Below are 13,700 nucleotides of genomic sequence, written 5' to 3'. Positions count from 1 at the left end.
AAGACAATAATTTGCCTCGTGTCCTTTCCTGGATTGCCGGCAGCCATGGTGGCTGGCTGCTGGCACCCGTACCGCATGTTCTCGTCATTCTTTCGTCGTTCCGCGCTGGCCGTAACCCAGCTGGCCAAGGAGCGCACCTCCCAAAAAACAGGTACGCAAAGCATCGGCCTGCCTCTTGCGGAAGATCTGTTCTGGCATGAGCACTATCTGTCGGAACCGTATTTCGTGGCCGGCCGCGGCTACGACCAGTACCAGCCCGCCTATGCGCTGGGCTGGCAGGCCGCGCAATCGCAATCCGCCCCGGTGCCGCTCTCGCCCGAAGCCTGCAGGCAGGAGTTTGCCGCCCACGAGTCGGAGCTGTGCGAGCGCTGGAGCCGGGAGCACGCCTCCAGCTTTCTGACCTGGCCGCAGGCACGGCTTGCGGTGAAGGCAGCCTGGGAGCGCGCGCGCCTGCCGCGCACGATGGTGCCTGCGGTGCGGCTGGAACCGGAAACCGTGGAGCGCATCCAGCGGGTGATCAGTACCGGCCGGCGCGTACAGCGCAGCTATGAAGCCTGCCTGGGCGAAGAGCCCGAGGGCATGCTGCGCTCGGTGCTGCTGCGCTTTGCCCGCGAGCATCCCGTTCTGCTCAGGGAGCTGGAACAGACTTTTCTGCCGCTCAGCCCCCGGCTTGCGCGCAAAAATGTCAGGTTGCGTGTGGGGGCTCGCTACAAGCAGGTCGAGAAAATGGTGTCCGAATGGCGTGATTCGGGCCTCATGGTGCAAGAGCCCATCGAGGGGCTGATCGACGAGCTGCAGGCCTGGCTAGACAGCTACGGGCGCATCGACACCGGCAGCTTGCCCCTGCCTGCCGCGCAGGTTATCAAGCGGCAGATGCTGGTCATCCGCGGGCATCTGGACGCCGTGCTGCTGCTGGGCCGGGATGCGGCCTGACCGCGGCGGCAGCCGCGGTCCTTATTGCGATCCATGAAAAAAGCCAGGAGGCGCCTCCTGGCTTTTTTCATCTGTGCAGGGCTGCGGCCGGCTAGAGATCCAGGCACACGACAACGGGCGCATGGTCGCTGGGCTGCTTGTTCTTGCGCGGCAAGCGGTCGATGGAGCAGGCGCTGACGCGGCTCTTGAGTTCGCTGCTGACCAGAATGTGGTCGATGCGCAGGCCCCGGTTCTTCTGGAAGCCCAGCATGCGGTAATCCCACCAGGAAAAGCTCTTCTCGGGTTGCTCGAACAGGCGGAAGGCGTCGCTCAGGCCCAGCTGCAGCAGCTGCTGGAAGTGGGCTCGCTCCTCCACCGTGTGGTGGATGGTGTCTTTCAATCCCACGGGATCGAAGGAGTCGCGGTCCTCCGGGGCGACATTGAAGTCCCCGACCAGCACCAGGCGCGGATGCAGCGCCAGCTGCCCCTGGACCCAGTTGTGCAGCGCTTGCAGCCAGCGCATCTTGTACGCAAACTTGTCGGTGCCGGGCGCCTGACCGTTGACGAAGTAGCCGTTGATCAGCCGGATGTCGCCCGCCGGCGAGGCAATGGTCGTGGCGATGATGCGCGCCTGTTCGTCGTCCAGACCCGGAATATTGCGCACCACATCCGCACCCTGCGTGCGCGTGATCCAGGCCACGCCGTTGTACGTCTTCTGGCCATGGCTGATGGCCTGGTAGCCGGCCTCATTGAATTCGGCGTGGGGAAACTTGTCGTCCGTCAGCTTGAGCTCCTGCAGGCCCAGCGCATCGACCGGGTTGGCCTGCAGCCAGTCCAGCACCTGCGGCAGGCGCACGGACAGCGAGTTGACGTTCCACGTTGCAATCTTCATGTTCTAGAACTTTCCTAGTTGGGTGCGCTTGCCCAAAAGGGCGGGCCCCTTCGAGCCGGCCGCCGGCGGTTGCCTTTGGCTGTTCATCTCGCACCTTGGGCAGGATGGTACCAACCCCTGGTGGTGATACCGGACACGGGCCGGGCAGCGCCGGCATTCGAACGGCATTTCATGGAAACGGATCGCTGTGGCGAAATAAGCCACAAGTTGAAATTTATTGCCGCTTTGGATGTTGCTGAATGTAAAAAATAATGCATATTTAATGGTGAATCTCGGTTTCTGGAGGGAGCTAATATGCGTATCAACCATCCCGTGACGCAGCGCGAATACGAGTTTCCGGACAATGCCACCCTGATGTCCACCACGGACGCAAAAAGCCGCATTACCTATGCCAATGCGGCCTTCGTTCAGGTCAGCGGATTTGCATTGGACGAGCTCTATAACCAGCCCCATAACCTGGTGCGCCATCCCGATATGCCGCCCGAGGCTTTTGCCGATTTATGGCGCACGCTCAAGAATGGCGAGCCCTGGAGTGCCCTGATCAAGAACCGCTGCAAGAACGGCGACCATTACTGGGTCCGGGCCAATGCCATACCGATCATCCGCAACGGCGTCACCCAGGGCTATATGTCGGTGCGCACCAAGCCTGGTGCCGAGGAGGTGCAGGGGGCCCAGAAGCTCTATCAGGCCATGCTCAAGGGAGAAGCTGCCGGCAAGCAGTTTTTCAAGGGGCTGGTCATCCGCTCGGGCTGGAAGCGCATTTTCTCCATCGGGCGTGTCATTTCCGTCCGTTCTCGGATACGGCTCAATATGCTGCTGGTATGGGCGCTGACCATGGTCAGCCTTTTTGCATTGCAGGGCATTCATGCCGAAGATATTCCCGCCTATGCATTGATCACCGCCGCTTTCGTGATCGGCAACTACCTGCTGGAATCCCAGCTTGCGCGTCCGATAGAGCAATTGCGCAAGCAGGCGCTGGACGTGGCCACCGGCAATAACCGCGATGTGGTGCAGATGGATCGTGTCGACGAAATCGGCATGACCATGCGAACCATCAGCCAGCTGGGCCTGATGTTCCGCTGGCTGATCGACGATGTGAGCCAGCAGGTGACCAGCGTGCGCACCGCCGTGGACGAAATCTCGCGCGGCAACCAGGACCTGCGCGAGCGCACACACCATTCCACGTCCAGCCTGGCGCAGACGGCATCGGTCATGGAGCAGATGAACGCCACCGTCCAGAACAACAACGCCACTTCCCAGGAAGCCAATGCGCTGGCCAAGAAATCCAGCCAGGCCGTGAACCAGGGCGGGCAGGCCATGCAGAAAGTCGTTGACGTCATGGCCGAGATCGCCAGCAGCTCCTACCGCATGAACGACATCATCGGCGTGATCGACGGCATTGCCTTCCAGACCAACATCCTCGCACTCAATGCCGCCGTGGAGGCGGCACGTGCCGGCGAACAGGGGCGCGGCTTTGCGGTCGTGGCCAGCGAGGTGCGGGCTCTGGCCCAGCGCAGCGCCAATGCGGCCAAGGAAATCAAGGAGCTGATCGACTCCAGCGTGGGCCGCGTGGAAAGCGGCGCCACGCTGGTGCACAAGACGCGCTCGGAGATCGAGGAGGTAGTGGCCCACGTGGAGCAGGTCACGGCGCTGATTGCCCAGATCAGCGGCGCCACGCACGAGCAGCGCGACGGCATTGCCGAAGCCAATCATTCGATCGGTCATCTGGATTCGATCACGCAGCAAAATGCAGCCCTGGTACAGCAAAATGCCGCGGCCGCGGAAAGCCTGCAGACCCAGACGCGCCAGTTGGATGAAGCTGTCAGCGTGTTCCGCTGAGATCGATGAAAGAAATGAGGACTGGCTTTTCCCTTTAACCATTCCAGTCCCATCAACGTGTTCACCAATTGCAATATGCAATCATCAAACCGTTGAGGAGGGCGTGGCTGGGTTCAGAGTGGACCGGATGCCTCGTCGAGGAGGCAAGCAGAATGGGTGAGGGCTTGAAACTGCCCACCCCTTTTTTTTTCTTTCTCGAAAAAGAAAAAAGTGAGCTTCTTTTCTGTCTCGATGGATTTCAACAGAAAGCCTCTTGTTTTTTGTTACAACCTCTGTACGGAGGCACTGTGCAAGAAATCAAAGGCCAAGATCTCAAAACCATCCTGCATTCCAAGCGGGCCAATATCTACTACCTTGAACATTGCCGCGTGCTCGTCAACGGCGGGCGCGTCGAATATGTGACCGACGCCGGCAAGAAAAGTCTGTACTGGAACATTCCCATTGCCAATACCACCAGCATTCTGCTGGGTACGGGCACGTCCATCACCCAGGCGGCGATGCGCGAACTGGCCAAGGCCGGGGTGTTGGTGGGCTTTTGCGGTGGTGGCGGCACGCCGCTGTTCAGTGCCAACGAGGTCGATGTGGAAGTGGCCTGGCTGACGCCGCAAAGCGAATACCGGCCCACCGAATACCTGCAGGCCTGGGTGAAGTTCTGGTTCGACGACGAACTGCGCCTGCAGGCGGCCAAGCAGTTGCAGACCTGGCGCCTGCAGCGCTTGCTGTCCGAATGGAATACCCGCACCCTGCGCGAAGCGGGCTTTGCGGTGGACATGGAGCGCCTGAAGGCACTGGTGCGGCAGTTCACACCGCTTATCGCCAACGCGCCGGATGTGACCGCGCTGCTGACCGACGAGGCCCGGCTCACCAAGGCGCTTTTCAAGCTGGCGGTGGATGCCGTGGGCTACGGCGAGTTCACGCGCGCCAAGCGCGGCACGGGCACCGATGCGGCAAATCGGTTCCTCGACCACGGCAATTACCTGGCCTATGGCCTGGGCGCCACGGCTACCTGGGTGCTGGGCCTGCCGCACGGGCTGGCCGTGCTGCACGGCAAGACGCGGCGCGGCGGCCTGGTGTTCGATGCGGCCGATCTGGTCAAGGACGCCGCCATCCTGCCCCAGGCCTTTCTGTCGGCCATGCGCGGAGACGACGAGCAGCAGTTTCGCCGCCAATGCATCGAAGCACTCACGCGCAGCGAGTCGCTGGACTTCATCATCGACACGCTCAAGCGCATCGCTGTTGAGACTGCGCGCCTGGCGATGCCACCGGAGGCTGAGGCATGAATGTGCTGTTCGTCTCCCAATGTAGCAAGCGTGCCCTGACTGAAACCCGCCGCATTCTCGACCAGTTTGCCGAGCGCCGCGGCGATCGCACCTGGCAGACGCCTATCACGCAAGCCGGCCTGGACACGGTGCGCAAGCTGCTGCGCCAGAGCGCGCGCAAGAACACGGCCGTGGCCTGCCACTGGATACGCGGCCGCGACCACAGTGAGCTGCTGTGGGTGGTCGGCGATGGGCGCCAGTTCAATGCCGAAGGCGCCGTGCCCACCAACACCACGGCCCGCAATGTGCTGCGCACCGAGGATGAGAACGCCTGGCACCACCTGCCCCTGATCACGGCGCTGGCGGCGCTTGCCGCCTTGCTGCACGATCTGGGCAAGGCGACGCAGGCGTTTCAGGATCGGCTGAAAAGCCCCGGCCTGCGCGAGCGCAACCACTATCGCCATGAATGGGTGTCGGTGCGCTTGTTCCAGGCTTTTGTGGGTGGGGACGACGATGTGGGCTGGTTGCAAAGGCTGGCCGCCTGCGCTGATGTTGGCACGAGGAGGGAGGATTTCGAGGATCAGTGGCTGCACGGCTTGCTGAAAGATGGATTGACCGATGCACGCTGGGATGCCGCACAAAAAGACGCGGCCAACCCCTTCGCCTGCCTCCCGCCATTGGCGCAGTCCGTGGCCTGGCTGGTGCTGACCCACCACCGCCTGCCTTGCCTGCCCAATCGCAAAAGCACCCTTGATGCCGACGACAGCGATGATGACGGCGGCGCTATCTTCAAACGCTTTGGTTCGCGTCCGTCCGATGTGTCTGCGCGCCTGCTTCATGGCCTGTTGGCACGAGTGAACGCAGACTGGAACGAGCCACGCGAAGCGGTCGAGGCTGCGAAGCTGGGAGCGTATTGGCAGTTCCCCCATGGGTTGCCGGTGAGCCAATCCGCATGGCGCAAGCAGGCGGCTCGTTATGCCGGCAAGCTGCTGGAGCTGGTGCCGCATTACCAGCAGGTGCCTGCGCTGCATGACCCCTTCACCATGCATGTGAGCCGCATGTGCCTGATGCTGGCTGACCACCATTACTCCAGCATCGAGGATGATGCCCGGCGCAAGCCCTATCGCAACGATGGCTATCCGCTGTTTGCCAACACACTTAAAAACAGTAGCGGCCAGCGCTTGAGGGGCGGATGCAAACCGCCTTTTTTCAACCAGACCCTGGATGAGCACTTGTTGGGCGTGCAGGCCCATGCCAGCCTTATCACCCATGCATTGCCCACTTTGGCGCACAGCCTGCCGGCCCTGCAAAACCACAAGGGCCTGAAAAAGCGCAACGGCAACGCGCGTTTCCAGTGGCAGGACAAGGCTGCGGACCTGGCCGCCAGCGTGCGCCATAGGGCAGCCAGCCAGGGCGCGTTCATCGTCAACATGGCTTCGACCGGTTGCGGCAAGACGCTGGGCAATGCGCGCATCATGAACGCGCTGGCCGACCCGCAGCTGGGTATGCGCTGCGCCTTTGCCATCGGCCTGCGCACGCTGACCTTGCAGACGGGCCGCAGCTTTCAGCACGATCTGGGCTTGAGCGAAGAGCAATTGGCCATCAAGGTGGGCGGCAGCGCGAGCCGTGCACTTTTCGAATACTGGGAGCGCCAGGCCGAAGCCACTGGCTCTGCTTCTACGCAGGCTTTGCTTGATGAGGGCGGGCAGGTGCTGTTTGAAGGCAATGACCGCCACCCGCTGCTGGAACGACTGAGCGATGATGCCCAGGTGCGCAGCCTGATTGCCGCGCCGCTGCTGGTCTGTACGGTGGACCATTTGACGCCGGCCACCGAAAGCCTGCGCGGCGGCCGCCAGATCGCGCCCATGCTGCGCTTGCTGACCGGCGATCTGGTGCTGGACGAGCCCGATGACTTTGACATGGCCGACTTGCCTGCGCTGACGCGGCTTGTGCACTGGGCGGGCCTGCTGGGCTCGCGCGTGCTGCTGTCCTCGGCGACCTTGCCGCCTGCGCTGGTGGAGGGATTGTTTCGCGCATATCGGGCGGGCCGCGAGGTCTTCCAGAAACACCGCAGCGAGCGGCCGCACGAGGCCAGCAACATCTGCTGCCTGTGGGTAGACGAGTTTCAGCAGACGGCCCAGGACTGCGCCGATAGCCGTGCCTTTGGCGAAGCGCACCAGGCTTTTGTGCAAAAGCGCATGACGCAGTTGGCCAAGACCTCCGTGCGGCGGCTGGCCCGCATTGGGAGCTTGCCGCAAAGCTGGAGCTGCATAGGCATGAGCGAAGCGCAGCGCCGCAAGGAATGGGCGCAACTCCTGCTGCAACACGCCTGGGAGCTGCATCAGGCGCCTCAAAACCATGGCCAGGATCCGGCTAGCGGCAAGCGCGTGAGCTTTGGGCTGATCCGCATGGCCAATATTTCGCCGCTGTTCGACGTGGCATTGGCCATGTACGCACAGGGCGCTCCTGCTGCTGGCGTGCGCGTGCATCTGTGCGTGTACCACTCGCAGTTTCCGCTGCTGGCACGCTCGGTGATCGAACGGCAATTGGATACCGTGCTCAACCGGCGTGGCGCCGACGAGGGGCGTGATCCGGCCCTTCTGCAGCCCGGTATTCGAGCGCTCATCGACGCTCATCCCGAGCAGAATCAGCTCTTTATCGTGCTGGGGTCGCCTGTCACGGAGGTGGGACGCGACCACGATTACGACTGGGCCGTGGTCGAGCCTTCTTCCATGCGTTCGCTGATCCAGCTCGCGGGCCGGGTACGGCGCCACCGCAGCGAGCAAGTGCATGAGACCAATGTGTTCGTGCTGGACACCAATCTGCGTGCATTGGAGCGCAAAGGCCAGGCCGCCTATTGCAAGCCCGGCTTCGAAATGGAGCGGCTGCCGCCGGGCGGCACGGATGCCGCCGCGCACTTCCATCTGGAATCGCACAGCCTGAACAAGCTGCTGTCACGCCAGCTCAAGGAGTGGGGCCAGTCGCCATGGCCGGTGGATGCGCGGCCCCGGGTTGCGCGGGCTGCAGGCAAGCTCAGCCCCAGTCGCAACTGGGTGGATCTGGAGCACGCCCGCATGCGCGATGCCATGCTTCCGCGCGAGGCCGGCAGTGCTACTACTACCGCTGTCAAGCGTGCGGCCTGTCTGGCCTGGCATGAAGCCGATGGCGATCAACCGCAGTGCCTTTGGCTGACGGGTGTGCTGCCGCAATACCAGCGCTTCCGCGACGACCCGCAGCGGCGTGTGGACGTGGTGCTACTGCCCGATGAAGACGAGGAAGCGCTATTGCTGCATCGCGTGGTCGAGGGCGAGCGGCGCGGTGAGCAGCTCTATGTCTGCATAGACGAAACCATGCGTACCCCGATAGCTGACACCGCTCTGTGGCCGGGTCCGCAGCACAGCGTGCAGCCGTGGATACAGGTGGATTTGCTGGAGGAACTGCGCACGCTGGCCCAGGAGATGGGCCTCTCGCTGCAAGACTGCGCCAAACGATATGCCACCGCCAGCCTGCCGGATGAACGGCAGGGCTGGCGGTTCCATGGGGCTTTGGGATTTAGCAAAGCCAGTGGATGAGAAGTTGCAATCACCCTGAATGGGAAAGGAGGAGACCGTAATGGCAGAAATCGAAGATGCGCCGGTATACGACAGCTTCAAAGCTGCAGCGCACGCATTCATTGGTGAGCGCTTGCGGGCCAAGCTGGATAAGCTAGCGGACGATGACCCCAAGCGGCAGGAACTGCAAGAACAGCATATGCCTGATGTTTGGCTGGAAGACGCCGCACGGCGTGTGCAGCAAATCCAGGTTGTCACACATTCCCTCAAGCCCATTCACCCCGACGCACGCGGTACCAATCTGTATGTGGAGCCTGGGCAATTGCCGGTGCTTTGCGAACTGGGCAGCCATGCGCTGGGCACGGAATTCGCAGGCGATGTCGTAGGCAACGCTGCTGCGCTGGATGTCTACAAGTTCCTGAAGCTGCAGGTGGGCGGGCGCAGTCTGCTGTCGGCCTTGCTGGCCGAAGAGGCGGATGCTCTACAGGCTTTGCACGACGACCCGGGGCAAGCCCAGGCCTTGCGCGAGGCGCTGGTGTCGCTGACGGCGCCGCGTGCCGGCGGCCCCAGCAGCCATGGCCGTGCCAAGCAGCTGTACTGGCTGACCGGCGATGACGCTTGCGACGATGCCCAATATGAGCTGCTGGCGCCGCTCTATGCCACCTCGCTGGCGCATGCGGTGTACGGTGAAATCCAGGAGCATCGCTTTGGCGAGGCCAACAAGGCCGCGCGGCTGGCACGCCGCGACCGTAAAAGCCACGACGGCGTATTCCATGACTATCCGGGCCTGGCCGCGCAAAAGATGGGTGGGACCAAGCCCCAGAACATCAGCCAGCTCAATAGCGAGCGCGGCGGGGTCAACTATCTCCTGTCCTCCCTGCCACCCGCCTGGACACCGAGTGCCGTGCGTTTGCCAGTACATGCGGAATCAGTCTTTGATCGCATGTTCATCGCCCGCCCCGAAGTGCGCCGCACGGTGCGCGCGTTGCGCAAATTTCTGGCGGAAGCCACTCAGTCGAACAAGCCCACCCGCGATACGCGCAAAACCTATACCGATACCTTGCTGGATGAGTTGGTCGCATTTGCCAATGAGTTGCAGCAACTGGTTCAACCCGGTTGGAGCAAGGATGACGAGCGCTTCCAGCAGCTGAACTACCTGGAAAAGCTGTGGCTTGACCCATTGCGCGCGGAGTTGCCTGAAGAGGCTCAGTTCGCCAGCGACTGGATGGACATGGACTGGCCGGCGGAGATTGGCATGCGCTTCTCCACCTGGCTGAACCAGGCCTTGGGTGAACAGTTTGGGGATGCGGAGGCGCGCGAGTGGCGCAAGGAACTGCTGACCGATGAAGACGGCTTTAAGCAGCAATTGCGAGAGCTGCGCGACAAGCTGGACGCCCCTCACTACATCCCCATCCGCAAGACGCATGATGGGTTGGCAGCAGGGGGTGATGAATGACCAGGAAACCCCAAACCCAAGCCATTCTGGTATTGCCGCATTTGCGCGTGCAAAACGCCAATGCCATATCCAGTCCGCTCACGCATGGTTTCCCTTCCATCACTGCCTTCACGGGGCTGATGTGGGCGCTGCAGCGCAAGCTGGCACAAGCTCATGTCCCCCTGAAGCTGCTGAGTGTGGGTGTGGTCTGCCACCACCATCAGGAGCAGGTGGCACAGGGCTATGTGCGCACCTTCAACCTGACACGCAACCCGGTAGACAAGGACGGCAGCACGGCCGCGATTGTGGAAGAGGGACGCATGCACCTGCAGGTGTCGCTGATCTTTGCGGTGGCAGAGCAACTCGCCCCTGGCGCCGCCAGCGTGCTGGTCCAAGGTGGTGAAGATCGCATGGCCGAATGGGCGGCCAAGGCTGGCGAGATTGCTGCCCCGATGCGGGTCGCGGGTGGAACACTGCTGCCGTCGCGCCTGGTGCCCGGCAAAAAAGTGCGTCCCTGGATGGCGTTGCTGGCCGAGGACCCTAAAACCCGGGAAGAAGACTTTCGGCGCTGGCGCCGCCAGTGGCTGCCGGGCTTTGCACTGGTGGCGCGCGATGACTTGCTGGCTGCACGCCTGGAGCATCTGCGCAAGAGCGATGCGCAAGCCACGTTGCTGGATGCGTGGCTGCATGCCTCGCGCTTCAACCACCAGGTATTGGCAGACCCGGATGGCAAGGCGCTAGCTGAGGGCAAGGTGTACTGGGGCGATCCGCTGCGCCCCAAGGGCAGTGGCTGGACGGTCCCCATTCCCGTGGGCTATGCAGCGCTTTCGGCCAGCCATGGGGCAGGCACGGTGGCCAATGCGCGGGACATGGCGACCCCGCTGCGCTTTGTGGAGTCGGTGTATTCGATGGGCGAATGGATCAGTCCTCACAGGCTCACCGATCTGGAGCAACTGCTGTGGACTGCAGAGACTGATACCGCCAGGGGACTGTTTCGCTGCCGCAATGGCTACCAGCCACCGCACACATTGCCTGTAGACCACGACGGCCATGCAAACCTGGAAGACGAGTGGGAAGAGGAGGACGACGCTTATGTCGATGACTAGGCGAGCCGTTGCTCACCCTTGCTCCACCCCAACCGTTTCAACGAATTGCTAAAGGATTTCTAACCATGTCGAACAACCTGAAAACCGCATCCGTCCTGGCTTTCGAGCGCAAGCTGGACCCCTCCGATGCCGTCTTCCACGCGGGTCTCTGGAGCCAGAAGGCGGCTTCGGAAAGCTGGTCGCCGGTTCGCATCAAGGAAAAATCGGTGCGCGGCACCATCAGCAATCGGCTCAAGGCCAAAGAGCAGCAGGATGAGGCCAAGCTGGACGCCGCAATCCAGAACCCCAACCTGCAAACCGTGGATGTGGCGGCCTTGCCAGCCGAAGCCGACACCCTGAAGGTGCAGTTCACGCTGCGGGTGCTGGCCGGCGCCGGCATGCCTTCAGCCTGCAACAGCGCCGAATACCAGGCCAAGCTGTTGCAGACCGTGCAAGGCTATGTGCAGCAGCATGGCTTTGCCGAGCTGGCCAACCGCTATGCAGCCAACCTGGCCAATGGCCGCTTCCTGTGGCGCAACCGCGTGGGCGCGGAAGAGGTGAACGTGGAAGTCGCCGTCTTGAAAGATGGCAAGGCGGAAAAATCTTGGTCTTTCAAGGCGCTTGAGCACAGTACCCGTGAGCTGGATGCCTCCAATTCCCAGGTCGAGGAACTGGGGACGATCATTGCCGAAGGCTTGGCAGGCAAACGCCATGTACTGCTGCAGGTCACCGCCTTTGTGCGTGTGGGCGCCGGGCAGGAGGTCTTCCCGTCGCAGGAGCTGGTTTTGGACAAGGGTGCCAGCAAGAAGAGCAAGACGCTCTACCACGTGGACAACGTGGCTGCCATGCACTCCCAAAAAATCGGCAATGCCCTGCGCACCATCGACACCTGGTACGAGGGCGCGCAAGACCTCGGCCCCATCGCAGTCGAGCCCTATGGCTCCGTCACCACCCAGGGTAAGGCCTATCGCCAGCCCAAGCAGAAGCTCGACTTCTACACGCTGCTGGACGATTGGCTGCTCAAGGACAAGGTGCCCGCGGTGGAACAGCAGCACTTCGTGATGGCCGTGCTGATCCGCGGCGGCGTGTTTGGCGATGCGAGCTGATGGCCATGACCACACACTACATCGACATCGCGCTGCTGCCCGATCCCGAGTTCAGCCATGCCCATCTGCTGGGCGCCCTGGTCTCCAAGCTGCACCGTGCACTGGTGCAACTGAAGACGAGCGATATCGGTATCAGCTTTCAGCACTACAGCTTGCGCCCGCGCTCGCTGGGCGAAGTGTTGCGCCTGCACGGTACGGAGGCGGCCCTGCAACGGCTGATGGAGCTGCCCTGGCTGCAGGGCATGCGCGACCATGTGCAACTGGCGGCCCTGTTGCCGGCACCACCAGATGCGCCGCGCTGGCAAGTGCAGCGCCGCCAGTTCAAGACCAGCGTTGACCGTTTGCGCCGGCGTCGGATGCGGCGCAAGAACGAAACCCTGGAGCAAGCTGCGGTAGCCATTCCTGACAGTGTGGAACGAAGCCCTCAACTGCCCTTTGTGCAGTTGCGCAGCACCAGTACCGGCCAGCCGTTTTGCCTGTTTGTGGATCAGGGGCCGGCGCAGTCAAACGCAGCGCCGGATCGCTTCAACACCTATGGATTGAGCCTGGGGTCCACGATTCCTTGGTTTTGACCCTTTTTCCGAGGGTTGGGTGGTGCTTCATATAAATCAACCACTTAGCGCGTTCCTCGGAAATTGGGGTATCGCGCTGCTTGGAAGGTTTGTTCTTTAAAAATCAAGAGGTTGCACGATTTAGAGTCCAGTTCGCTGCCGCATAGGCAGCTCAGAAATTATACACACCGTATAACAAGGGGTTGCTATGGTTCGCTGCCGCATAGGCAGCTCAGAAATCGAACGCGAGCTGCAACTGGCCCAGGCTGGCGTTCGCTGCCGCATAGGCAGCTCAGAAATTGGAAGGGCGGCGCATCATTGCGTCGATCTGGTTCGCTGCCGCATAGGCAGCTCAGAAATCAGCTTCATAGACGTGCACAGGGTCCACGTTGTTCGCTGCCGCATAGGCAGCTCAGAAATATGCGGAATCCCAGGGGCAGGCTGTACGGTGGTTCGCTGCCGCATAGGCAGCTCAGAAACTTCATTCCGGCTATTTCTGATCGGCCCTGGACGTTCGCTGCCGCATAGGCAGCTCAGAAATACAGTCGCGTATTGATCAGCCGGACAGGAGCGTTCGCTGCCGCATAGGCAGCTCAGAAATACAAGCTGCCGCCTAAGACGCCACCGTCGCCGTTCGCTGCCGCATAGGCAGCTCAGAAATACAGTCGCGTATTGATCAGCCGGACAGGAGCGTTCGCTGCCGCATAGGCAGCTCAGAAAGGGCGGATGGCCGGCGGCGTAACGGCGAAATATGTTCGCTGCCGCATAGGCAGCTCAGAAACTGCACGCTTGATCAGCGGGGCCAGGGCGTAACGTTCGCTGCCGCATAGGCAGCTCAGAAATGATGGTTCAAACACCCAAGTGATCAACAGCAGTTCGCTGCCGCATAGGCAGCTCAGAAAAGGCCGGCAAGATCCGCTTGTTCTTTGACCGGGTTCGCTGCCGCATAGGCAGCTCAGAAATGAGAAAAAACCTGCTTTGCGAGAGCCTGCGAGTTCGCTGCCGCATAGGCAGCTCAGAAAATCACTGGACGCTCCCCGTACGGTGTCGCCTTGTTCGCTGCCGCATAG

Annotated in this window: 9 protein-coding genes and 1 CRISPR repeat array (1 of these 10 running past the window's edge); of the genes, 8 read left to right on the top strand and 1 reads right to left on the bottom strand. The window is 61.9% G+C overall.

What is annotated here, in order from left to right; translation table 11 throughout:
* The first annotated feature begins 75 nt into the window (after positions 1–75).
* A complete protein-coding gene (locus tag Cte04_RS02975; RefSeq protein ID WP_157081797.1) occupies positions 76–933 on the top strand; it encodes a hypothetical protein in 858 nt (285 codons plus the stop codon).
* Between the two features lie 91 nt (positions 934–1,024).
* On the opposite strand, the gene xth is transcribed toward Cte04_RS02975, so the two are convergent.
* Positions 1,025–1,804 carry an exodeoxyribonuclease III gene (xth, locus tag Cte04_RS02970; protein WP_066471445.1) on the bottom strand — a complete coding sequence of 260 codons (780 nt, stop codon included), beginning with the start codon at positions 1,802–1,804 and terminating at the stop codon, positions 1,025–1,027.
* Between the two features lie 294 nt (positions 1,805–2,098).
* Between xth and Cte04_RS02965 the strand changes: the two genes are divergently transcribed.
* The 7 genes from Cte04_RS02965 (at position 2,099) to cas6f (ending at position 12,651) form a co-directional block, all read left to right on the top strand.
* Positions 2,099–3,643, top strand: a complete 1,545-nt coding sequence (locus Cte04_RS02965) for a methyl-accepting chemotaxis protein (protein WP_066471441.1) — start codon at positions 2,099–2,101, stop codon at positions 3,641–3,643.
* Between the two features lie 287 nt (positions 3,644–3,930).
* Positions 3,931–4,923: a type I-F CRISPR-associated endonuclease Cas1f gene (gene cas1f, locus Cte04_RS02960; protein WP_066471433.1), complete on the top strand. Its 993-nt coding sequence runs from the start codon at positions 3,931–3,933 to the stop codon at positions 4,921–4,923.
* Entirely contained in the window at positions 4,920–8,474 is a 3,555-nt protein-coding gene (cas3f, locus tag Cte04_RS02955; RefSeq protein WP_066471431.1) for a type I-F CRISPR-associated helicase Cas3f, read from the top strand. The genes cas1f and cas3f overlap by 4 nt, the downstream gene beginning before the upstream one ends.
* A gap of 40 nt (positions 8,475–8,514) precedes the next feature.
* Positions 8,515–9,909: a type I-F CRISPR-associated protein Csy1 gene (gene csy1, locus Cte04_RS02950; RefSeq protein WP_066471425.1), complete on the top strand. Its 1,395-nt coding sequence runs from the start codon at positions 8,515–8,517 to the stop codon at positions 9,907–9,909.
* The gene (csy2, locus tag Cte04_RS02945) at positions 9,906–10,994 is read left to right on the top strand and encodes a type I-F CRISPR-associated protein Csy2 (RefSeq protein WP_066471417.1); all 1,089 of its coding nucleotides are present in this window, start codon (positions 9,906–9,908) and stop codon (positions 10,992–10,994) included. Before csy1 ends, csy2 begins: the two co-directional genes overlap by 4 nt.
* Positions 10,995–11,059: 65 nt before the next feature.
* Positions 11,060–12,079 (top strand): type I-F CRISPR-associated protein Csy3, encoded by a 1,020-nt coding sequence (gene csy3, locus Cte04_RS02940; protein ID WP_066471415.1) that lies wholly within the window; start codon positions 11,060–11,062, stop codon positions 12,077–12,079.
* Positions 12,079–12,651 carry a type I-F CRISPR-associated endoribonuclease Cas6/Csy4 gene (cas6f, locus tag Cte04_RS02935; RefSeq protein ID WP_245633264.1) on the top strand — a complete coding sequence of 191 codons (573 nt, stop codon included), beginning with the start codon at positions 12,079–12,081 and terminating at the stop codon, positions 12,649–12,651. Before csy3 ends, cas6f begins: the two co-directional genes overlap by 1 nt.
* Positions 12,652–12,781: 130 nt before the next feature.
* A CRISPR array of direct repeats spans positions 12,782–13,700; the repeat unit is 28 nt; unit sequence GTTCGCTGCCGCATAGGCAGCTCAGAAA (it continues 1,933 nt past the right edge of the window).

Origin of the sequence: Comamonas terrae, from assembly GCF_001544075.1 — a bacterium.
Taxonomy (GTDB): Bacteria; Pseudomonadota; Gammaproteobacteria; order Burkholderiales; family Burkholderiaceae_C; genus Comamonas; species Comamonas terrae.
Note: the sequence above shows the minus strand (reverse complement) of the source record. Positions and strands in the feature narration are given on the sequence as shown.